Origin of the sequence: Mesorhizobium loti (assembly GCF_003148495.1) — a bacterium.
In the GTDB taxonomy this organism is placed as follows: domain Bacteria; phylum Pseudomonadota; class Alphaproteobacteria; order Rhizobiales; family Rhizobiaceae; genus Mesorhizobium; species Mesorhizobium loti.
The window spans coordinates 1,311,416-1,331,106 of record NZ_QGGH01000001.1; the positions used below are offsets into that span (position 1 = coordinate 1,311,416).

Below are 19,691 nucleotides of genomic sequence, written 5' to 3' on the forward strand. Positions count from 1 at the left end.
TTCACAAAAGGAAAAAACTTCGGCAATTTTTTTGCCAATGTGCAAACAAGCTACGTCACGAATATTTGAAAAGCAAGGCAATGATTCAGCGCTTCTGAGGATGCCGGCGCCAGTCGGCTCAGCCTTGCGGTCACTGGTCCGGCTTAGACGAGTGCTGCCGCCAGCAGTTTTGCCTGCGGCGTCAAATCGTCGAAGCGGCGGGCGCAGAGGTTGAGCTGGCGCGTCGCCCAGTCGTCGGTCAGGCGCAGGCTGCGCAGCGAGCGTGCCGAGCGGCGCGCCGCACTTTCCGGCACGATGGCGATGCCCGCACCTTGCGCGACCAGCCGGCAGACATTGTCGAGGCCAGGCACGCGGATGCGAACATGCAGATGGCCGCCAAGGCGGGCGGCCTGTCGGGTGATATGCTCCTGCAGCGCGTGGCCGGTGCTCAGTCCAACGAAGGATTCGCCGAGAATTTCGGTGAGGCTGATGGTGCGCAGGCCGGCGAAGCCGGGCCAGTTCCGCGCGGCGATCACCACCAGCCGGTCGATGAAGAACGGTTTCTGCTCGAGATGCGACAGGCCGGCCCACGTCGCGGCGATGCCGAGATCGGCCGCACCGCTGGCCACGGCTTGCGCGATCTCATGGCTGGGGCGCTCGTCGAGATCGATGTCGATCCGGGGATGCGCGACCAGGAAGGCCGGCAGGATCTTGGGCAGCAGTTCGCTGGTGGCGGCGGTGTTGGCCAGCAGCCGCACGCGGGCGCGCAGGCCATCGGCATAAGCGGCGAGGTCGCCGGCCATCGCCTCGATCTGGTTCTGCACGGCGCGCGCATGATGCAGCAGCGCCTGTCCGGCGGCCGTCGGCACCACGCCACGGCGGCGGCGCTCCAGCAGCGGTGCGCCGAGCCGCTCCTCCATGCCCTTGATGCGGGCGCTGGCCGAGGCCAGGGCCAGCCCGGAAAGCTCGGCGCCATGGGTGATGCTGCCGCGTTCGGCCACCAGCAGGAACAGCCTGAGATCGACCAGATCGAAGCGCATTCTTTTGCTCCTGTGAAGATTCGGCGCCCCGGGGGAGGCGGTCGCCCTCCAGCCTTCGTCCTAGCCGAAGGCTGGCAGCGCAACTTCCACATTGTGACCGGCCGGGATGTTCGTCAAACAGTTTCGAAGGAGAAGTGTGATGAACGAACGAACATCAGGCCGGCTCGGCATTCTTGAAAGCACGGCGATTGCGTTGGCTGTTGCCGTGGCTGGCCTTGCCATGGCGCGCGCGGAGCCAGGCCTGCGGGGATGCGCGGCGACGGTCGCATCCACCAGCCGCGATGCCGCGCCGGCAAAGCCGACGCCAGAGGCCGACGCGACGGACATGCTGCTGCATGACTGATCCGGCCCTGAAGATACGATCATGCTGAGCGCCGGCGTCCTCGCCTGGATCGGCGCCGTCTTCCTCGCCGCCGGCTTCGTCAAGGGCGTGGTCGGCATGGGGTTGCCAACCGTGGCGATGGGCCTGCTGGCGGTGACGATGCCGCCGGCGCAGGCCGCTGCTTTGCAGTTGATCCCGTCGCTGGTCACCAATCTCTGGCAATTGCTGACCGGGCCATCCTTTGGCGGCCTGTGCAAGCGGCTGTGGACGATGATGGCCGGAATTGCGCTCGGCACCGTCACCGGTGCCGGCCTGCTGACCGGCGCGCATACGGGCGCGGCCTCGGCGGGGTTGGGCCTGGCGCTGGTGCTCTATGCCATCCTCGGTCTCGCCAAGGCCGGCTTCACCGCGCCGGCGCGCCACGAGGCCTTGATGTCGCCGCTGGTCGGCGTGGCGACCGGGCTGGTCACCGGCGCCACCGGCGTCTTCGTCATCCCGGCGGTGCCTTATCTGCAATCGCTGCGGCTGGACAGGGAGGACCTGATCCAGGCGCTCGGCCTGTCCTTCACCGTGTCGACGGCGGCGCTCGCCATCGGGCTGTTCAGGACCGGCGCCCTGGCATCGCCGAGCGCGCAACTGGCGGGGTCGATCCTGGCGTTGGCGCCGGCGCTGGCCGGGATGTTCGCCGGCCAGGCGCTGCGCCGGACAATGAGCGTCGAGACCTTCCGCACGGTGTTCTTCGCCGGGCTGCTGGCGCTGGGGGTGTATCTCGTGGGGGAGGTGGTGCTGTAGCCGTGCTTCGCAGCAGACCCTACCGCACCACCAGCACCGGGACCTCCGTGTAGGACAGCACTTCCGCCGTCTGGCTGCCCAGAAGCAGCTTGCCCAGTCCGCGGCGCCCATGCGAGGCCATCACGATCAGGTCGCAGCCCAGGGCCTGCGACAGCTCCAGGATGGCTTCGGCTGGCCGCTTGTCCTCGACATGCACGACCTCCGCGGAGACGCCGGCGGCGTCCGCCGACGCCTTGCTCTTGTCGAGAACCTCCTTGGCGTATTTGCGTGCTTCTTCCTGATAGGCGGCCAGTTCATCGCCAGCGGCATAGCCGGCCATGGCGCCTCCCCAGGCGAAGATCGGGAATTGTTCGGAGACGGTAACGAAGGTGATGGAGGCGCCGAGGCCCTTGGCCAGCGTCAGGCCGTGGGCAACGCCCTTGTCGGCCAGTTCCGATCCGTCCGTGGCAATAAGCAAATGTTTGTACATGATGACATGACCTGTTGTGCAAGGGCAAATGCCCTTGAGGGCGGGGAGCCTTGTGGAGGCTGACCTTGATATAGTTGCGGCATCGGGCTGATCACAGGGCCAGCCTGATGCGGATCAGGGCCAGGCGACCACGCAGTTTTGTACCAAGCGGATTCCCCTTTGCCGCATCGTCGCTTAAGGTGCCGGCGACATTGAAAGGCATCCCATGAGCAGCGCGTATCCCCAAATCCATCTGGTCCGGCATGGCGAGACGGCGTGGAGCCTTTCGGGGCAGCATACCGGCCGCACCGACATGCCGTTGACGCCGGCCGGCGAGGCCGCCGCGCGGGGTGTCGCCGAGCGGCTCAAGGGCCTGTCGTTTTCGGCGGTGTGGTCGAGCCCGTCGCAGCGCGCCTACAACACCAGCGTGCTGGCCGGCTTCGGCGCGCAGAGCGTCAAGAAGGACGATCTGCAGGAGTGGGACTACGGCGCCTATGAGGGGCTGACGACGAAACAGATCCTGGCCGAGCGGCCCGGCTGGAATGTGTTTCGCGATGGCTGTCCGAAGGGCGAGATGGCGGCCGATGTCGGCGCGCGCGCTGACAGGATTATCGGACAGCTTCGTGACGCTGGCGGCTCGATCCTGGTGTTTTCCAGCGCACATTTCCTGCGCGTGCTGGCGGCGCGCTGGATCGGCCTGCCGCCCGAGGGCGGCGCGCTGTTCGTGCTCGATACGGCCAGCATCAGCGTGCTTGGCTACGAGCATGATTTGAGCGAGCCGGTGGTTCGCAAATGGAACCAGAAATAGAACGGCTGAAAGCAGATCACGACCATGCATGACATTCAGCCGAGGCTGCTGCTTTCCGTGCAACGCGCGCTTCTGGGTGCCGTTTCGCCCAACCTTCGGGCGGTTATCTGCGGCTGGGCAGGCGTGGAGATCAAGCTCCGCTTTGTGTTTGACGGCGAGATCGCCGAAGAGAACCTTGACGATGTCCGCATCGTCGGAGCCGAAGTGGCCGCCGACTTTCCGGCACCATGGACCACCAGCGAAGATGTTGCTCGACTGGACTATCCCCACGACATACGCCCGGGCGCACTCGACCTTTGGGCATACCTGCGCAAGGAAAGCGTTGCGGCGACAGGAAATCCGTACTGAACCACCAGCTAGCGCCGATGGCCAGGTGCCTGCCGCCGATAGCCGGACGGCAACGCTTTATTTGTCGAACTTCCTGATCGCTTCGGCGGTTACCGGCGTGAAAAAATTGACCAGATTGCCATCCGGGTCGCGAAACAGCAGCGAGCGGTTGCCCCAGGGCATGGTGGTCGGCTTCTGCACCGTAACATCCCTGAGGAGGTCCGAGAGCCTGGCGAATTCCGCATCGACGTCGCCGACGCGGAATTCGAGGATGGCCGTGTGGTTGTCGGCAGGGCGGGCGATGTCGCCGCCGAACAGCATCAAGGTGCGCGTGCTGCCGATCGCCAGCGTGCAGGCCGGCGTCGCCAGTTCCGCGAAGTCTTCCGTGTACACCGTCACGGGCATGCCGGTGATCTCACCATAGAAGTGCACGAGACGCTGGACGTCTGACGTGATGATGCGGACTGAGACGAAATTCATCGCGTGGCTCCTTGATCGTTGAAGCCGTGGCCGGCTCCCAACCGATCTATAGGCCAGGCCTCCTGACAGCTTTCCGTCAGGAGAGGGGCGTAACGATCATTTGTTCGGCGCGGGCCAGACGGGCGGCAGGCCGAAGGCGGCGAACAGTTCGGCCGCGAGCGGGCCGACATAGACCGTCAGCGAGGCGATCCGGCCATCGGCCGGTTCGATGACATGCAGCGACTGCGCGCGCCATTCGGGTTCCCGATGGCGCCGGGCATAGACCGCAACGGCGGGCTGGCCGTTGGCCCTCGTCGCGACGGCATGGTAGCCGGCGAAATTGCCCCAGACGGTTTTGAAGAAATTGTGGATCGCCTCGCGCCCCTGATACCAGTCCAGCCATGGCGGCATGTGGTAGGTGGCGTCCTCGCGCAGCAGCTCGATGAAGCCGTCGAGATTGGCGGCCTGCCAGGCCTGCATGTAGCGTTCGAGCAGCAGGCTCTCTTCGCGATTGGGCCGCTCGCGCTGCAGGGGGCGTCCCTGCGGATAATGCATCGCCAGCGTCGCGCGGGCGCGTTGCAGGGCGCTGTTGATCGAGGCGGTCGTGCCGCCCAGCAAGTGCGCCGTCTCGAGCGCCGACCAGCCCAGCACGTCGCACAGAAGCAGCGCGGCGCGCTGCCTGGGCGGCAGAAGCTGGATCGCGGCGACGAAGGCAAGCTGCACGGCTTCGCGGGTCTCGTAGCGCGCGTCCGGGCCGGGCTCGCCGTCGACAAGATCCGGCAGTTCGGCGTCCGGGTACGGCTCCAGCCAGGAGAGCTCAGTGGCGGGCCCGCCAGCGGCGTGCCCCTCGGTCGGTGGCCGGCCGGGCTGCTCGAGAATGCGATGCGCTGACGACCTCGCCTTGATGGCGTTGAGGCAGCTGTTGGTGGCGATGGTGTAGAGCCAGCCGCGCGGCGAGCCGCGCCCGTCGAATTGCGAGCGGCCGCGCCATGCCCTGAGAAACGTCTCCTGCACGAGGTCGTCGGCCTCGTGCAGCGAGCCCATCATCCGGTAGCAATGCAGCTTGAGTTCGCGGCGGTGGGCCGTTGTCAGGCGCTCGAAGGCCAGACGATCGAGGACCGGCTGGCTTGTCCGGCCTTGGGGCTCAAGCGGGCCGGGAGCATCTGTCATAGTGAGCCTGCGGTGCTGATTTCGGCTGGCATCCTGCGCGCCTCATGCCGCCGCCGCAAGGCCGCTGCCGCTGACCGCGAAGGAGACGCCTGACAGCTTGCCGCCGGCGAGCGTGACCACGGCACGCCCGACATCGGCCGGCGTCTGCACGTCGGTCATGCTGGCGAGGAAATCCGACGGGCTGATGCCGAGATAGGCCGAGATGCCTTCGATGCCGCCCTGGCCGACGCCGGTGCCCGCCATGATGCGCATCGGTACCAGCGCCATGAAGCGCAGGCCAAGGCCCAGCCGGTCGGCTTCCTTCTGGCTATGGCTGGCAAGAAACATCTGCATGCGCTTGGCGCCGGAATAGCCGCCGGAATTCGGCGGCCCGCCGCTGAGTGCCGCGCCACTGGAGATCAGCACCACCCGGCTGCCCGGCTTCAGCCGGCCCTTGAGGGCCGCCTTGCAGAACAGGAACGACGCCTTGACGTCCATGTCCCAGTTTGCGGAAAAATCCTGCCAGCTCTGGTCCGGGATAGGCGCGGACGGGGCAAGCGCCCCGGCGCAGATCACCAGCACGTCCGGTTGCAAGGCGGCGAACACCGCATCGGGTGCCGTGTCCTGCGTGGCGTCTGCGGCAAGCGTCTTGACGCCTGACATCTCCCAGGAGAGTTCTTTCAAATCGGCCACGCCGCGGGCGACGGCGAGCACTGTCGCCCCCTCGCTGAAGGCGGCTTCTACGATCGAGCGGCCGACACCCCTGCTGCCTCCGACAACGACGACATTCTGACCTCGCAACGATCCCATGGATCACCTCGCTTTTCGGCCCGGAGGATTCCGGTGCCTGTAGGTGAAGACAGTGGGGATGGGTGGAAATCATCGGTGTGGGTGAGAAATTTTCTGAGACGCTCTCAAGAACCCACCGCCGAGTTCTGCCTTTGAGCTGTCACTCAGCGCTCAGCAGCGCCAGTTCCTCCGGCGTCAGATGCCGCGCCGCGCCCTTGGCGAGGTCGCCGAGCGGCAGGCGGCCGATGGCGATGCGGATGAGGCGCTTGACTTCGATGCCGTGCGCGGCGAGCAGCCGGCGGATGTGGCGGTTGCGGCCTTCGTCGAGCACGATCTCCAGCCAGGCGGTGCGGCCGCCGCTGCGCAAAAGCTCGATCGAGCTGGCGGTCAGGGTCTCACTGTCGACGGTGACGCCGGCGCGGAACTTGTCCAGCATCGTCTCATCCGGCACCGTGCCGATCTGCACGTGATAGGTCTTGGGCAAATGCGAGGCCGGGTCCATCAGCCGGTTGGCAAACCGGGTGTCGTTGGTCATCAGCAGCAGGCCTTCGCTCGCCTTGTCGAGGCGGCCGACCGGCGAGACGAAGGGCAGGTCGAGCCCTTCGAGGCAGGCATAGACGGTGTCGCGCTGTTGCGGGTCGTCGCGGGTGGTGACCAGCCCGCGCGGCTTGTTAAGCATGAGATAGACCTTGCGCTCGGCAACCACCGGCCTGTCGTCGACGACGATGCGGTCGCGGTCGAGGTCGACGCGCAGGGCTGCATCGCGCACCACCTTGCCGCCGACGCGCACGCGGCCTTCCGCGATCAGCACCTCGGCCTGCGTGCGCGAGCACAGGCCAAGCTTCGACAGCGCCCGGTTCAGGCTGACGCCGGCTGGCTTGCCGGTGGCTCGTGGCTGGCGTGGTGTCATGTCCTGCTTTGTCATCCGGCTGGCTTGTCCGGTTCGCCGGCGAGCTTGCCGCCGGCACCGTCGTTTCATGGTGGGCGGACTTGCCGCCGCACCTTGGCTATCACGCGCATCCGGTGCTGCTCAAGCTGCTGGCATGGGGCGGCCTATCTGGTGGCGGCCGCGACCAGCATTTCGCACGGCCCCTCGAACTGTCCGTCATGCTCGAACTGGCCAAGCGCGGTCTCGATCTCCGCCCAGGCGTCGTCCTGCTCGCTGGGCGACAGGCCGGCCAGCATCTGGTGCAGCGCGCCGAACGATTCCTGCTCGAACTGCAGGCATTCCAGCGCCGACTGCAGCCGCACCGGCGCGTTGACCTTCTCGATGCGCACGTCATGGAAACCGGCATCGGTCAGGAGTTTGGCAAGCACCGCCGGGTCGCCCAGGCTGAACGGTCCGGGCTGGCCGGGCAGGGGGGCGGGTAGGGCGGCGCGGCGGCGGATGATACCGACCGGGATCGAGAAGAACGGGTTCTTGTCGGCGGTGGAATAGACGATGGCGCCGACCTTGCCTCCCGGCTTGAGATGATCGCGCATGCCGCCCAGCGCCCGGTTCTGGTCGGGAAAATAGATCAGCCCGACGCGCGAGATCACGGCGTCGAAAGGTTGGGCTGATATGGCATCCAGCATTTCGCCGTCGGCAACGACCGTGTCGACATTGGCATGGCCGGCTAGCTTGGCGTTGCTGGCGGCAAAGTCGAGAATGCCCGGTGAGATGTCGGTGGCCAGCACATAGCCCGTCGGTCCCACGCGCCGCGCGGCGGTCAGCGTCTGTTCTCCGGCACCGGCGGCGACATCGAGGACGCGGCTGCCCTTGCCGATATCGGTCATATCAAGCATCAGTTCGGTGGCAGGCCCCAGCCAGCGGGTCAAAAGCGAACCCCAGCGGTTCCAGGCTTCGGCGGCGCTGTCCCATTGCTTTCGGGTGGTGTCCTTGAACTTGACCGGATCGAAAACCGGTTGCTGTATGGTCATGGCTTCCTCCTGAAAGGCACTATTGCCTTGCCGGAAACCGTATTGATCGCGTAGTTCTGGTGCCATTCTCGAAATCTCGACGCCCATTTTGCAAAATTGCACGGATCGGGGTCCAGGATGCATTGGGATGACTTGCGGATCTTCCTGGCCGTCGCGCGCGACGGCTCGATCAGCGGCGCCGCAAAACGCATGAACATCCAGCACTCCACCGTGTCGCGCCGCATCCGGCTGCTGGAGACGCAGCTTGGCACGCGGCTGATCGAGCGCAAGAAATCCGGATATGAGCTGACCCCGGCCGGCGACGAGTTGAGGATGGCAGCCGGCAAGATGGAGCTCGAAGTGCTCGAGATCGAGGGCGCGCTCGGCGGTCAGGAAGACCGTGTCGCCGGGGAACTAAGGGTATCGGCGATCAACAACATGGCTTCATCCGTGCTGATGCCGATCTTCGCTGACTTCAGCGAGGCCTATCCGGATATCCGGCTGCATGTGCAGGTCTCCAACAAATATGTCAGCCTGGCCGAACGTCATGCCGACATCGCCATCCGGCTGACCAACACGCCGCTGGACACATTGGTCGGCACGCGGCTCACCAATGTGGCGTCGGCCGTTTACGGAGAAAGGCGCTACCTGGAGGGCCTGCGCGCCAGCGGTGCCACGCCGCTCTGGATCGGCGTGGAATGTTGCGCCTTCCATCAATCCTGGACCCATGCGGCATGCCCGGATCACCGGCACAGTTTCTTCGTCGATGACACGCTGCTGACGCTCGCCGCCCTGAAACAAGGGCTCGGCCTGGCCTATCTGCCATGCTTCATGGGCGACAGCGCCGAGGAGCTGGCGCGCTTTCGCCAGCCGGACCCGATCCACGATCTCGGACTCTGGCTGCTCTACCATCCAGACCTGCGGCGCACCAAGCGCATTAGGGTGTTTCGCGAACACATGGCGGCACGCATCCGCGACCAGAGTGCGCTGTTCGAGGGCCGCCTGCCGCAGCCAGATCGGCGTTAGCCGCGTGAATGCGCAGCATGAGTGAGTCTCCCGCGCCGATCACCAAGACCGTCGTCATCGGTGCCGAGCCGGCCAAGGTCTGGCGGATACTGACGACGCCAGAAATGATCCCGCAATGGATGTCCGACGAGGAGTTGACCGTTAGCCTGCAAGGGCATGCCGGCAGCGCGATCGTGATGCGCGGACTACTGCACGGAATGCCGTTCGAGAACCATGGCACCATCCGCGCTTTTGAGTCGGAAAAGAGCTTCGCGTACAGCTACTGGAGCACGCTGTCGGCAGATCGGCTGGCGGACGTGCCCGAGAACCACACGGTGGTCAGCTTCGATCTGGCGCCGGCGGATGGGGGAACGCTGCTGACGCTGACGCTCAGCGACTTCGCCGAACCGGCGATCCGTCCGCATGCCAATCTCTACTGGGGTCCGACCTTGCAGATCCTGAAGGCGGTCTGCGAGCGCGCTTGAGGGCGGGCGTCATCGCAGCGGATGGGTGCCCTTACTCTTTGGAGTGTCGGGCGAGGGCCAGCGCGCGGATGCGGTCGGCCACCGCGCTGTCGACCGGGTTGTAGACGGTCAGGCTCAAATCCGGCCGGCCGTCGACCGCGAACCCCGAATATTCCAGCTCGATATCGCCGAGTTCCGGGTGCTTCAGGCGCTTTGTCCCGTCGCCGTGGCTGAGCACGTCGTTTGCCCGCCAGAGGGCGGCAAACTCGGGGCTGGCGCCGCAAAGCTCGTCGACGAGCTGGGCGACCTCGGAGACCGCGCCGGCGCGCGCCGCATCGGCACGGAACGCGCCCACCACGAAACGGGCCAGGTTTTGCCAATCGTGCTGCCTGGCGCGGATATGGGGACTGAGGAACATGAAGCGCAGGATGTTGCGCTCGCCCTCGGGCAGGGTGCTGTAGTCGGTCATCACCACCTGCGCGGCGCGGTTCCAGGCAACGACATCCCAGGTGGCGGTCCTGACTATGGCGGGGCTGGCATCGAGCGTGTCGATGAGGCGTTGAAGCCGGGGGCTGACGCCCTCGACGCCCCTGTAGTGGACTTCGGGCGGGCGCCCCAGCCCGAGCATGAAAAGATGTTCGCGTTCCGCCTCGGTCAGCAGCAGGCCCTTGGCGATGCGGTTGAGGACATCGGCGGAGGGCGCGCCGCCTCGGCCCTGTTCCAGCCATGTATACCAGGTCGGGCTGATGTTGGCGCGCTGGGCGACCTCTTCCCGGCGCAGTCCCGGCGTGCGTCGGCGCCCCGAGAAGCCAAAGGACGCCGGATCAAGCCGGGTGCGCCGGTCTTTCAGGAACGCTGCCAGTGAGCCGGCGGAATTGGAGGGCATCCTGTTAGCCATTATACCATGATAAGATCACTACTTTAATAGAATAATAGACCAGCAATATTACGCAGGCAACTGTGCAGGAGATTTTGCATGCGTATCTTTCTCACCGGCGCGACCGGTTTCATCGGTTCGGCGCTGGTTCTCGAACTCATCAAGGCGGACCATCAGGTCGTCGGTGTTACCCGCTCCGACGCTGGCGCCGAGGCGCTGGCCGCCGCTGGTGCCGAGGTGTATCGCGGGACCCTCGAAGATCCCGAGGGGCTGCGAGACGGCGCGGCCAAGGCGGAGGCCGTGATCCACACGGCATTCGACCACGACTTTTCGCGGTTTGTCGAGAATTGCGAAAAGGACAAGCGCGTCATCGCGGCACTCGGCGCCGCACTGGCCGGCTCCGACCGGCCGCTGGTGATCACCTCCGGCGTCGGCATGGGCAGCCCCGGACATGGCCAGTTGGCGATAGAGGATGTCTTCAACGCCAGCCATCCCAATCCGCGCATCGCCTCCGAGATGGCCGGCAATGCCTTGCTGGACGCAGGCGTCAACGTGTCGGTGGTGCGGCTGCCGCAGGTCCACAACCCGGTCAAGCAGGGCCTCATCTCGCCGCTTATCGAGATCGCGCGTGAAAAAGGCGTCTCGGCCTATGTCGGCGAGGGCCGCAATCGCTTTTCGGCGGGGCATCTCTCGGACGCGGCGCGCCTTTACCGGCTCGCCGTGGAAAAGCGGCAGCCGGGCGCGCGCTATCACGCGGTCGGCGAGGAAGGTGTCGAGATGCGTGCAATCGCCGAGGCGCTTGGCCGGGGCCTGAAATTGCCGGTCGTTTCCATCGCGCCGGAAAAGGCGGCGGAGCATTTCGGCTGGATGGCGATGTTCGCGCCGATGGATCTGCCGGCCTCCAGCGCACTGACCCAGGCACGGCTGGGCTGGCACCCGACCGGCCCGACGCTGATCGCCGATCTCGACGCCATGCGATACGCCGATTGACGGGCTGAAACCTCGGCGCTGAAGCGGACGATATAGGGTCGGTAATCTCAGTCAGATTGCCGGCCCTTTTTGTACGAGCGCATCATCCAGGAGTAACTGCGTAGCGCAGATGGACGAGCCCATGCGCCAGCGCCTCGCAGCTCTTCAGGGACAATTGCGTCTTGCCCGCCAGGCCATTCTCGCCGAACTCGACGAAGGCCTGGTTCGCGGCGCGTCCATCAATGGCAGGCGCGACGAGAAGGCTCAACTCATCGACGAGGCCGGCTGCGAAGAAGGAGCCGTTGATGCCGGCGCCGCCCTCGAGCAGCAGCCTTCGGATGCCGAGTTCACGTCCGAGCGCCTCGAGCATCGCGGCGAGATCCATGTCCGCCGTTTCCGCGACGATATAAGACACGCCGTCGGCGGTAAGTTCTGCCAGATGGCTGTCGGCCACGGCATGCCCGAGCAGCACCACGACATGATCGCCGCCGATGTCCGGTTTGGAAAAGTGAAGCTTGCCCGAGGCATCGAGCGCCACGGCATAGCTGCCCGCACCCATTTGCGCGAAATGATAGGGCCGGTCGACCTTGCCGGCTTTGGCCGGCGGATGCGCGCCGGCCTTGCTCATCTCGGCCATGGTGACACGCCCGACGATCCAGCCGTCAGCCGCGAGGTCGTTGTGGATGTGCTCATAGAGGCTTGACCACTCGGCCCGGCTGCCGTCGGGGCTGTTGGTGTAGCGGCTGGGGTGGAGGCTGCCGTCAAGGGATGCCAGCATATGGCAGATGATTTGCGGCTTCATGCGGTTTCTCATGTCAGGGGTTTTGAAAGCTCAGGCTCAGTCCAAGGTAGCGCTGGGCCGAAAGAATGGAAGCAGCGAACAGGTTATTGGCCCGGCCACGCACTCTTATGCGGATATCGCGACAATCCAAACCCGCGCCGTAACCCTTTGTTTTCTTGCGGGGCGTATCCACAAGGGCCGCGTCGCCTGTGGCCGACGCACCAATGGACGCGTGAAGCATGGGTTCACCCTGGTCCGAATTGCTGGCCAATCTCGCCGTCGTAGCGATGTTCGTTTCCGTCTGGATCCACACCCATGTGTGGCTGGACCGCAGGGCGGCTTTGACGCGGGCGACGGCTTTCGGCCTACTGATGGGGGCCGGCGCCGTCATCCTGATGCTGACGCCGATGCAGTTGCAGCCCGGCCTCTTCGTCGATCTGCGCGGCACGATGATCGCACTGGCGGGCTTCTTCGGCGGTCCCGTGGCCTGTGTCATCGCTGGGCTGGCCGCCGTCGCGTTCCGTTTCCATGAAGGCGGTATCGGCGTGTTCGCCGGCGCCATGGGGATCGCCATCGCCACCTTGATCGGTATTGCCGGCCATCTCGCCCTGCGCGGCCGCGCGCCCGGCCGGGTAGACATCCTGATCCTGGCCGCAACGGCCGCCGCCGGCTCGCCGCTCGGCCTGCTCGCCCTGCCACGGGAGATCATGCAGACGGTGCTGCCGCAAGTGGCGCTGCCGACGTCGCTGCTGATCTTTCTTTCGATCATGCTGTCGGGACTTGCGCTCTACCAGGAACGCCGCCGCATCGAGGCACTGCAATCGCGGCGCATCTACAAGGCGGTCGTCGAGGCTCTGCCCGATTGCCTCAATGTCAAGGATCTGGAGGGCCGGTTTATCGCCGCAAATCCGGCTACCGCAAGGCTGATGCGCGCCGTGGATGCCAAGGCGCTGATCGGCAAGACCGATTTCGATTTCTATCCGCAGGAAACAGCCCGGAAATTCCACGAGGACGAGCTCGCCATTCTCGCGGGCGGCGTACCCTCCACCATCGAGCAGCGCCTTCATCACGAAGACGGACCCGACGGTTGGCTGTCGACGCTGAAAGCGCCGTTCCGGGATCACAGCGGAACCATCGTCGGGCTGATCACGCACAATCGCGACATCACCACGCGCAAGCAACTGGAGGACGAACTGGCTGAAAGCCGTGTCCGGCTGGCGGACGCCTTGACGCATATGGCCGACGGCCTGGTGATGTTCGACGGGGATGGCAAACTGGTGCTCGGCAATGCCCAATACATTGCCATGTTTCCACAGACAGCCGACATCCGGATACCCGGTGCCGATTATCGCGATATCCTGCGCATCTCGGCCGCGCGCGGCGAACAGATTGTGCCGCCGGACAAGATCGAGGATTGGATCGGCGGCATCGTGGCGTCACGGAAGCTTCCCAGCAACCGCCAGGAGATCAGGCTTTCCGACGGGCGCTGGCTTGACGTCAGGACGAGGCCGACCAGCGATGGCGGCAGCCTCAGCGTCTACTCCGACATCACCGAGGCCAAGCATGTCGAGGCTGAGTTGCTGGCGGCCAACGAGAAGCTGAACCTGCTGGCCAACCGTGACGGCCTGACCGAACTGCTGACGCGCCGGGCCTTCGATGAAGCGCTGGCGCTCGAATATGCGCGCGGCAAGCGGAGCATGGCGCCGCTGAGCCTGCTCATCATCGACGTCGACTGGTTCAAGCGGTTCAACGATCATTACGGCCATCCGGCTGGTGACGAATGCCTGCGCGCCGTCAGCGGCTGCATCAAGGCAACGGCCCGGCGGGCGGCCGATGCGGCCGCCCGCTACGGGGGCGAAGAGTTCGCCCTCATCCTTCCTGAAACCGATGCGCGCGGCGCATTCGTGATCGCCGAAAATCTCAGAAAAGGCGTGCGCGACCTCAGGCTCGCACACGCCGGCAGCGAAAAGGGCATCGTCACCATCAGTGTCGGGGTGGGGACCTTCGATCCGGGCGGCGCCTCGATCGAGATCGCCGATCTGCTCAGGCGTGCCGACGAGGCCCTCTATGGCGCCAAGGTGGCGGGGCGGGACCGGGTCCACGGCTGGCGCCCGCATGTCAGCGAGCCGCACGCGACAGGCGCACGACGCCGGTCGTAAGCAGGGGCGGGGGCAGCGTCCGGTAGGGACGCCCATGCCCGCAATTCAAAAATCCGACAATTCCGATAATTTGCCCGGCAGCTCTGTTATATCGATGTTGCACAAATGGTTGACCCTGGGTTAGCATCTCCGGGCAGGCGTCGGTGGGAGGCTCTTTTAACAGCGGCGGCCAGCTGGAGCGGCATGCGTTTTCGGGCGCAGGGAGGATGCTCCAACACTTTGAACCGACGCATGATCCTTCCTGAAACCGATCCCGGTTTTCGGGATCGTGCGTTCTTGTGGAGGAGGATCCCATGAACAGACGCGAATTCCTGCTGTCGTCCGCGGCCTTTGGCGCCATGATGCTTGCCGCACCTTCGGTGTTTGCGCAGGACAAGCTCACCATCCTGGGCTCGGTGCCCAATCTCGGCTTTCCGTTCTTCGTGCACATGCTGAACGAGATCAAGGCCGAGGCCGCCGCGCAAGGCGTCAATTTGACCGAGAGCGACGGCCAGAACTCGGCCACCAAGCAGACCGCCGACATCGAGGCGGCCCTGGTGCAGAAGGTCAACGCCATCGTCATCTCGCCGCTCGACGTCAACGCGCTGGCGCCGGCCATCGAGGAAGCGGTCAAGGCCGGCGTTCCCGTGGTGACGATCGACCGCCGCGTCGACGGTGTCGAGGGCATCCTGGCCCATGTCGGCGCCGACAACGTCAAGGGCGGCGAGGCGGAAGCCAACGCCATGGTGGCGGCATTCCCCAACGGCGCCAAGATCTTCCATCTGCAGGGCCAGCCAGGTGCCGGTCCGGCGATCGACCGCAACAAGGGCGTCCACAACGTGCTCGATCCCCTGAAGGACAAGTACCAGATCGTCTTCGAGCAGACCGCCAACTTCGCCCGCGCCGAGGCGCTGTCGGTGACAGAGGCCGGCCTTGCCGCCAACGGCAAGCCGGACGCCATCGTCTGCGCCAATGACGACATGGCGCTGGGCGCCATGGAGGCCTGCGCGGCGCGCAACTTCACCGACGTCAAGATCTACGGCTTCGATGCGCTGCCGGAAGCGCTGGTCGCGGTGCGCGACGGCAAGCTTGCCGGCACCGTCGAGCAATTCCCCGGCGAACAGTCGCGCACGGCGGTGCGCATCGCGGTGGCCTTTGCCAAGGACAAGACCGAGCCGAAGGAGAAGCTGGTGCTGCTGACGCCGATTGTGATTGGCAAGGACAATTTGGACAAGGCGGAGCGGATTGGCGAGACGAAGTAGGGGGTGAGAGCCGGGCGCATGACGGGTGGAGGTCGCGTTCTGTCGCGCCCCCTCTGTCCTGCCGGCAAAACTGCCAATCTCCCCCCTCTCGTGGGGGAGATGTCCGGCAGGACAGCGGGGGGCGCTGTCCCGCATCCTGCTGAAATCCGGGAGCAACCCTTGCCAGCTGAAGCCGCATCGCCCAAACCCGTCCTGCTTGCCGTCGAGGGCATCACCAAGCATTTTTCCGGCGTGACCGCGCTCAGCGATGTCTCGCTCGACATCCGCCCCGGCGAAATCCTTGGCCTGCTGGGCGAGAACGGCGCCGGCAAGTCGACGCTGTTGAAGATCCTGTCGGGCGTGATGCCGCCCTCCAGCGGCCACATCATTTTCGACGGCGCCGACTATCAGCCATCCAGCCCGCAGGACGCCAAGCGGCTCGGCATCGTGACCATCTATCAGGAGCTGAGCCTGATCCCGACGCTGACGGTGGCGGAGAACATTTTTATCGGCCGTGCGCCGGTGGGGCCGCTCGGGCTGGTCAGTTGGCGCAGGATGGAGGCGGCGTCTCGCGACATCATCGCCCGCGTCGGTCTCTCCATCGATCCGATGACGCCGGTGTCGGCACTGTCTGTCGCCGAACAGCAGCTGGTCGAGATCGCGCGTGCGCTGTCGCTGAAAAGCCGGCTGATCATCATGGATGAGCCGACCTCGGCGCTGACCGAAACCGAGGTGCAGAGGCTGCTGTCGATCATGGACCGGCTGCGCAAGGACAAGGTCGCCATCATGTTCGTCACCCACCGGCTGGAAGAGGCTTCCGCGATCTGTGACCGCATGACGGTGCTGCGCGACGGCAGGCTGGCCGGACATCTCAACCGCGAGGGCGGGCCGATCGCGCTGCCCAGGATCATCGAGAAGATGGTCGGCCGTGCGGCGTCCGAACTCTATGCGCGGCCGGCGCAGCGCGCGGTGGCCGGCGATGTCGTGCTGTCGGTGCGCGGCTTGCGCACCGTGCGCGACCCCGAGGCGCCGCATGCCATCGTGCTCGACGGCGTCGACATCGACCTCAAGGCCGGTGAAATCCTCGGCGTTGCCGGCCTCGTTGGCTCGGGCCGCACCGAACTGGCGCGCGCCATTTTTGGCGCCGACCGCATCGCGGCCGGCACCATCACGCTCGACGGCAAGCCGATCGCACCGGCATCGCCGGCGGACGCCATCGCGCTCGGCATCGGCCTGGTGCCGGAGGACCGCAAGCACCAGGCGATCTTTGCCGCACTCGGCATCCTGCCTAATTTCTCCGTCGCATCGCTGGGCAGCTTCAGCAACGGTTTCGGCTTCATGGCCGAACGGCGCGAGCGCGATGCACTCGCCGGTTTTCGCAAGATGCTGTCGATCCGCATGGCCTCGGCTGAGCAGGCGATCGAGGGCCTGTCGGGCGGCAACCAGCAGAAGGTGATCCTGGCACGCTGGCTGGCGCGCGATCCCAAGGTGCTGATCGTCGACGAGCCGACGCGCGGCGTCGATGTCGGCGCCAAGACCGAGGTGCACCAGATCCTGGTGCAGCTTGCGGCGCGCGGCATTGCGGTGATGATGATCTCGTCGGAACTGCCGGAGGTGCTGGCGGTGTCGGACCGCATCGTCACCATGCGCCGCGGACGCATCACCGGTCAGATGCCGGGCGTCGAGGCAAACGAGGAAAGACTGATGGAACTGATGGCACTCGACCGCAAGGAGACACCATGAGCGTGGCGGAGGACCAGCGCGGCGGCATCAATTTCGCGCGGCTGTTGATGAGCTTCGGGCCGCTGCTGTTCCTGGTGGCGCTGATCGTCGTCTTCACGGTGCTGAAGCCGAGCTTCATGGACCCGATCAACCTGTTCAACATCACAAGGCAGATCTCGATCACCGGGCTGATCGCGCTCGGCATGACCTTCGTCATCCTCACCGCCGGCATCGACCTGTCGGTCGGCTCGCTGCTCGCCTTCTGCGGCATGGTCGCCGCCGTGGTCGCCAAGGGCGGTACCGCCAACACGCTGTCGCTGTCGACGAGCGGAACGCAAGGTTATGGCTGGTTCGCAGCACTGCTCGCCGCCGTCGTGGTCGGCGCTGCGGCCGGCGGCGTGCAGGGGCTTGTCATCACCCGGCTCAAAGTGCCGCCCTTCGTCGTCACGCTGGGCGGGCTGACGGTGTTTCGCGGGCTGACGCTGACCATCTCCAATGGCGGCCCGATCTCGGGCTTTGACGCCTCGATGCGCTGGTTCGGTACCGGGCTGATCGGCCCGGTACCAGTGCCGGCGCTCATCTTCGCGGCGGCCGCCATCCTGTGCCACATCGTGCTGCGCTACACGCGCTATGGCCGCGCCGTCTATGCCGTCGGCGGCAATGCCGAGGCGGCGAGGCTGTCTGGCCTGCGCGTCGACCGCATCCTGGTCTCGGTCTATGTCATCGTCGGCTTTTTTGCCGGGCTCGCTGCCTTCGTGCTGTCGGCCAGGCTCAACTCCTCGGAAGCGGTGGCCGGCATCGGCTACGAGCTGACGGTCATTTCGGCCGTCGTCATCGGCGGCACCTCGCTGTTCGGCGGCATCGGCTCGGTCGGCGGCACGGTGGTCGGCGCGGCCCTCATCGGCGTGCTGCAGAACGGGCTGCAGTTCAACAACGTCTCGTCCTACACGCAAAGCATCGTCATCGGGCTGATCCTGATCCTGGCGGTGGCGTTCGACCGGTGGCTGAAGTCGCGGGTAAGGCGGTGAGGGGACGGTTCTCTTTTCTCCCACAAGGGTAGAAGGGGAGCCCCATTCCTTGCAAAACAATCATGCTTTGCTAGAAAGGTTTTGGCGGGTGGCATCGTGAGAGAACCTCATGTTTGCCGATATCATCAGACCGATCACCTTGAGTTTTTCGCTGCTGCGGCAGTTCTGGCCGCAGCTCGCAGCGCTGGTGCTGGCCGGCGTGCTGGTCGGCGATCTCCTCATGCAGCTGGCGGCGAGGGTGGCGCTTGCCAATCACTTCGCCGGGCTGGCGATGCTGACGCTGGTGGCGCTGGCGCAGCTGGTGGTGACGGTGGCGATGTTCCATGTGCTGCGCCCCGGCCTGCCGCATGTGCTGGCTGCGCAGCGCAGCGCGGACAGCGCCGCAATCGCCGAGGCGCAAGCCGCCGGCAAGGAGCAGGGCGCCGCGGCGGACCGGCGCGGCTCGCGGCTGGTGCGGATGATCACCATCGCGCTGCTGCCCTTCTTCGCCTATTACGCGGCCTGGGGATTTCTGGGCGACATCGTGCGCCAATATTCGCGCGCCACGCTCGACCAGGCCGATTTCGGCCAGAGCGCCAATGTGCTTGACGTGCTCGATTCGCGCTGGCTGCTGGTCTCGGTGGCGGTGTCCTGGCTGATCCGCCGGCTGGCCAAATTCATGCAGACCAAGACGAAAGCCGCCTCGTTCTGGCAGATCGTCGTGGTGATCTGCGAGACCAACTGGATCTTCGTCGGTCTTTACGTCATCAGCCGCTGGAAGGACAGCGCGCTGCAATGGCTGATGAGCCGCAATTTCTGGTCGGCCCTGCAAGCATCGGCCGACGGGCTGGCGAGCCCGGTGCCGATCGCCTCGGCCGCGCCCATCGTGCCGGTCGAGATCACCTCGATCGCGCCGTCGACGGTGGCGATCAATTTGTTCTTCTTCATGCTGCTGCCGCTGATCTGGCTGGTGATGGCGGCGCTGATCTATGGCTATGACGTGCGCGACGATGCTGCGCTGATGCGGGTGCATGGCCGGCTGGAGCGCGCCGGCCAGCGCTATGCCGGCCTGCCGAAATTCCTGCGCGATTTCGTCGAGCATTTCATTGCGGGCTATCGCTCGCGCTACCTGCCGATCGCCAATGGGGTACGGCTGACGGTCAGCTCGAGCCTGGTGCTTTTGTGCACGCTGGTCGTCGGCTACCGTTTGCTCGACTGGGGCGCTGCGTGGCTGTGGCTCGGTGCGACGCGGCTGATCGGTCCGCACGAGCTCGACGTCTGGCAGATTTTTTCGCACGGCGTAACGCTGCTGTTCGGCAGCCCGTTCCAGGATTCCTCCACCGGCATCCTGATCGAGCCGCTGCGCATATGCTTTCTCGCCGCCGCGCTGGAGACGGCGTTTTCGATGGCGAAAGGGGCGGGGGCGATTGGTGAGGTGGCTGAATAGCTGGCGAGGAACCCAGGCCCTGAGAGGA

Annotated in this window: 21 protein-coding genes and 1 pseudogene; 13 read left to right on the plus strand and 9 right to left on the minus strand. The window is 65.6% G+C overall.

All coding sequences use genetic code 11. The features are described 5' to 3' along the window. Window positions 1-143: 143 nt before the first annotated feature. Entirely contained in the window at window positions 144-1,019 is an 876-nt protein-coding gene (locus tag C8D77_RS06640) for a LysR family transcriptional regulator (RefSeq protein WP_109660406.1), read from the minus strand. Between the two features lie 139 nt (window positions 1,020-1,158). On the opposite strand from C8D77_RS06640, the gene C8D77_RS06645 reads away from it, so the two are divergent. Together C8D77_RS06645 and C8D77_RS06650 are read left to right on the plus strand one after the other, a co-directional pair. After that, a complete protein-coding gene (locus C8D77_RS06645; RefSeq protein WP_109660408.1) occupies window positions 1,159-1,362 on the plus strand; it encodes a hypothetical protein in 204 nt (67 codons plus the stop codon). A gap of 21 nt (window positions 1,363-1,383) precedes the next feature. Next, window positions 1,384-2,133 (plus strand): sulfite exporter TauE/SafE family protein, encoded by a 750-nt coding sequence (locus C8D77_RS06650; protein WP_109660410.1) that lies wholly within the window; start codon window positions 1,384-1,386, stop codon window positions 2,131-2,133. 19 nt (window positions 2,134-2,152) lie between these two features. On the opposite strand, the gene C8D77_RS06655 is transcribed toward C8D77_RS06650, so the two are convergent. After that, window positions 2,153-2,602, minus strand: coding sequence for a universal stress protein (locus tag C8D77_RS06655; protein ID WP_109660412.1), 450 nt, complete (start codon window positions 2,600-2,602; stop codon window positions 2,153-2,155). 205 nt (window positions 2,603-2,807) lie between these two features. On the opposite strand from C8D77_RS06655, the gene C8D77_RS06660 reads away from it, so the two are divergent. Continuing rightward, a complete protein-coding gene (locus C8D77_RS06660; RefSeq protein WP_109660414.1) occupies window positions 2,808-3,389 on the plus strand; it encodes a histidine phosphatase family protein in 582 nt (193 codons plus the stop codon). Between the two features lie 24 nt (window positions 3,390-3,413). Beyond that, entirely contained in the window at window positions 3,414-3,737 is a 324-nt protein-coding gene (locus C8D77_RS06665; protein WP_109660416.1) for a MafI2 family immunity protein, read from the plus strand. A gap of 57 nt (window positions 3,738-3,794) precedes the next feature. Here C8D77_RS06665 and C8D77_RS06670 read toward each other — a convergent pair whose 3' ends face one another. The 5 genes from C8D77_RS06670 to C8D77_RS06690 form a co-directional block, all read right to left on the minus strand. Further along, on the minus strand, window positions 3,795-4,196 hold the full coding sequence (locus C8D77_RS06670; protein WP_109660418.1) for a VOC family protein: 402 nt from the start codon (window positions 4,194-4,196) through the stop codon (window positions 3,795-3,797). Between the two features lie 96 nt (window positions 4,197-4,292). After that, the gene (locus C8D77_RS06675) at window positions 4,293-5,345 is read right to left on the minus strand and encodes an RNA polymerase subunit sigma-70 (RefSeq protein ID WP_109660420.1); all 1,053 of its coding nucleotides are present in this window, start codon (window positions 5,343-5,345) and stop codon (window positions 4,293-4,295) included. Window positions 5,346-5,387: 42 nt separating this feature from the next. Then, the gene (locus C8D77_RS06680; protein WP_109660422.1) at window positions 5,388-6,134 is read right to left on the minus strand and encodes an SDR family NAD(P)-dependent oxidoreductase; all 747 of its coding nucleotides are present in this window, start codon (window positions 6,132-6,134) and stop codon (window positions 5,388-5,390) included. Window positions 6,135-6,273: 139 nt separating this feature from the next. Further along, entirely contained in the window at window positions 6,274-7,023 is a 750-nt protein-coding gene (locus tag C8D77_RS06685; RefSeq protein WP_109661363.1) for a pseudouridine synthase, read from the minus strand. 143 nt (window positions 7,024-7,166) lie between these two features. Next, window positions 7,167-8,033: a class I SAM-dependent methyltransferase gene (locus C8D77_RS06690; RefSeq protein ID WP_109661365.1), complete on the minus strand. Its 867-nt coding sequence runs from the start codon at window positions 8,031-8,033 to the stop codon at window positions 7,167-7,169. 117 nt (window positions 8,034-8,150) lie between these two features. Here C8D77_RS06690 and C8D77_RS06695 point away from each other — a divergent pair, with 117 nt between their 5' ends. Next, the gene (locus tag C8D77_RS06695) at window positions 8,151-9,038 is read left to right on the plus strand and encodes a LysR family transcriptional regulator (protein ID WP_109660424.1); all 888 of its coding nucleotides are present in this window, start codon (window positions 8,151-8,153) and stop codon (window positions 9,036-9,038) included. A 17-nt stretch (window positions 9,039-9,055) separates the two neighbouring features. Beyond that, window positions 9,056-9,502 (plus strand): SRPBCC family protein, encoded by a 447-nt coding sequence (locus tag C8D77_RS06700; protein WP_109661367.1) that lies wholly within the window; start codon window positions 9,056-9,058, stop codon window positions 9,500-9,502. A 31-nt stretch (window positions 9,503-9,533) separates the two neighbouring features. Here the strand turns inward: C8D77_RS06700 and C8D77_RS06705 are convergent, their stop codons facing one another. After that, window positions 9,534-10,367: a helix-turn-helix transcriptional regulator gene (locus C8D77_RS06705; RefSeq protein WP_170136676.1), complete on the minus strand. Its 834-nt coding sequence runs from the start codon at window positions 10,365-10,367 to the stop codon at window positions 9,534-9,536. A gap of 90 nt (window positions 10,368-10,457) precedes the next feature. On the opposite strand from C8D77_RS06705, the gene C8D77_RS06710 reads away from it, so the two are divergent. Continuing rightward, window positions 10,458-11,348 (plus strand): SDR family oxidoreductase, encoded by an 891-nt coding sequence (locus C8D77_RS06710; protein WP_109660428.1) that lies wholly within the window; start codon window positions 10,458-10,460, stop codon window positions 11,346-11,348. An 82-nt stretch (window positions 11,349-11,430) separates the two neighbouring features. Here the strand turns inward: C8D77_RS06710 and C8D77_RS06715 are convergent, their stop codons facing one another. Next, window positions 11,431-12,129 carry a RibD family protein gene (locus C8D77_RS06715; protein ID WP_109661368.1) on the minus strand — a complete coding sequence of 233 codons (699 nt, stop codon included), beginning with the start codon at window positions 12,127-12,129 and terminating at the stop codon, window positions 11,431-11,433. Window positions 12,130-12,347: 218 nt separating this feature from the next. Between C8D77_RS06715 and C8D77_RS06725 the strand changes: the two genes are divergently transcribed. The 6 genes and pseudogenes from C8D77_RS06725 (at window position 12,348) to C8D77_RS06745 (ending at window position 19,663) form a co-directional block, all read left to right on the plus strand. After that, window positions 12,348-14,267: a diguanylate cyclase gene (locus C8D77_RS06725; protein WP_109660432.1), complete on the plus strand. Its 1,920-nt coding sequence runs from the start codon at window positions 12,348-12,350 to the stop codon at window positions 14,265-14,267. Between the two features lie 293 nt (window positions 14,268-14,560). After that, entirely contained in the window at window positions 14,561-15,508 is a 948-nt protein-coding gene (locus tag C8D77_RS06730) for a substrate-binding domain-containing protein (protein WP_109660434.1), read from the plus strand. A gap of 252 nt (window positions 15,509-15,760) precedes the next feature. Continuing rightward, window positions 15,761-16,189, plus strand: a pseudogene (locus tag C8D77_RS39060) (ATP-binding cassette domain-containing protein); the annotation flags it as partial. Continuing rightward, window positions 16,163-17,230: a sugar ABC transporter ATP-binding protein gene (locus C8D77_RS06735; protein ID WP_425453708.1), complete on the plus strand. Its 1,068-nt coding sequence runs from the start codon at window positions 16,163-16,165 to the stop codon at window positions 17,228-17,230. The pseudogene C8D77_RS39060 and the gene C8D77_RS06735, both read left to right, overlap by 27 nt. Further along, a complete protein-coding gene (locus tag C8D77_RS06740; protein ID WP_109660437.1) occupies window positions 17,227-18,237 on the plus strand; it encodes an ABC transporter permease in 1,011 nt (336 codons plus the stop codon). The genes C8D77_RS06735 and C8D77_RS06740 overlap by 4 nt, the downstream gene beginning before the upstream one ends. A gap of 109 nt (window positions 18,238-18,346) precedes the next feature. Beyond that, complete coding sequence (locus C8D77_RS06745) at window positions 18,347-19,663, plus strand: hypothetical protein (RefSeq protein WP_109660439.1); 1,317 nt, start codon at window positions 18,347-18,349, stop codon at window positions 19,661-19,663. The last annotated feature ends 28 nt before the right edge of the window (window positions 19,664-19,691 follow it).

Excerpts from the sequence above, each read along its gene's own strand:
- C8D77_RS06640 (WP_109660406.1), bottom strand. The coding sequence starts at position 1,019 with ATGCGCTTCGATCTGGTCGATCTCAGGCTGTTCCTGCTGGTGGCCGAA.
- C8D77_RS06645 (WP_109660408.1), top strand. The coding sequence starts at position 1,159 with ATGAACGAACGAACATCAGGCCGGCTCGGCATTCTTGAAAGCACGGCG.
- C8D77_RS06650 (WP_109660410.1), top strand. The coding sequence starts at position 1,384 with ATGCTGAGCGCCGGCGTCCTCGCCTGGATCGGCGCCGTCTTCCTCGCC.
- C8D77_RS06655 (WP_109660412.1), bottom strand. The coding sequence starts at position 2,602 with ATGTACAAACATTTGCTTATTGCCACGGACGGATCGGAACTGGCCGAC.
- C8D77_RS06660 (WP_109660414.1), top strand. The coding sequence starts at position 2,808 with ATGAGCAGCGCGTATCCCCAAATCCATCTGGTCCGGCATGGCGAGACG.
- C8D77_RS06665 (WP_109660416.1), top strand. The coding sequence starts at position 3,414 with ATGCATGACATTCAGCCGAGGCTGCTGCTTTCCGTGCAACGCGCGCTT.
- C8D77_RS06670 (WP_109660418.1), bottom strand. The coding sequence starts at position 4,196 with ATGAATTTCGTCTCAGTCCGCATCATCACGTCAGACGTCCAGCGTCTC.
- C8D77_RS06675 (WP_109660420.1), bottom strand. The coding sequence starts at position 5,345 with ATGACAGATGCTCCCGGCCCGCTTGAGCCCCAAGGCCGGACAAGCCAG.
- C8D77_RS06680 (WP_109660422.1), bottom strand. The coding sequence starts at position 6,134 with ATGGGATCGTTGCGAGGTCAGAATGTCGTCGTTGTCGGAGGCAGCAGG.
- C8D77_RS06685 (WP_109661363.1), bottom strand. The coding sequence starts at position 7,023 with ATGACACCACGCCAGCCACGAGCCACCGGCAAGCCAGCCGGCGTCAGC.
- C8D77_RS06690 (WP_109661365.1), bottom strand. The coding sequence starts at position 8,033 with ATGACCATACAGCAACCGGTTTTCGATCCGGTCAAGTTCAAGGACACC.
- C8D77_RS06695 (WP_109660424.1), top strand. The coding sequence starts at position 8,151 with ATGCATTGGGATGACTTGCGGATCTTCCTGGCCGTCGCGCGCGACGGC.
- C8D77_RS06700 (WP_109661367.1), top strand. The coding sequence starts at position 9,056 with ATGAGTGAGTCTCCCGCGCCGATCACCAAGACCGTCGTCATCGGTGCC.
- C8D77_RS06705 (WP_170136676.1), bottom strand. The coding sequence starts at position 10,367 with ATGCCCTCCAATTCCGCCGGCTCACTGGCAGCGTTCCTGAAAGACCGG.
- C8D77_RS06710 (WP_109660428.1), top strand. The coding sequence starts at position 10,458 with ATGCGTATCTTTCTCACCGGCGCGACCGGTTTCATCGGTTCGGCGCTG.
- C8D77_RS06715 (WP_109661368.1), bottom strand. The coding sequence starts at position 12,129 with ATGAAGCCGCAAATCATCTGCCATATGCTGGCATCCCTTGACGGCAGC.
- C8D77_RS06725 (WP_109660432.1), top strand. The coding sequence starts at position 12,348 with ATGGGTTCACCCTGGTCCGAATTGCTGGCCAATCTCGCCGTCGTAGCG.
- C8D77_RS06730 (WP_109660434.1), top strand. The coding sequence starts at position 14,561 with ATGAACAGACGCGAATTCCTGCTGTCGTCCGCGGCCTTTGGCGCCATG.
- C8D77_RS06740 (WP_109660437.1), top strand. The coding sequence starts at position 17,227 with ATGAGCGTGGCGGAGGACCAGCGCGGCGGCATCAATTTCGCGCGGCTG.
- C8D77_RS06745 (WP_109660439.1), top strand. The coding sequence starts at position 18,347 with ATGTTTGCCGATATCATCAGACCGATCACCTTGAGTTTTTCGCTGCTG.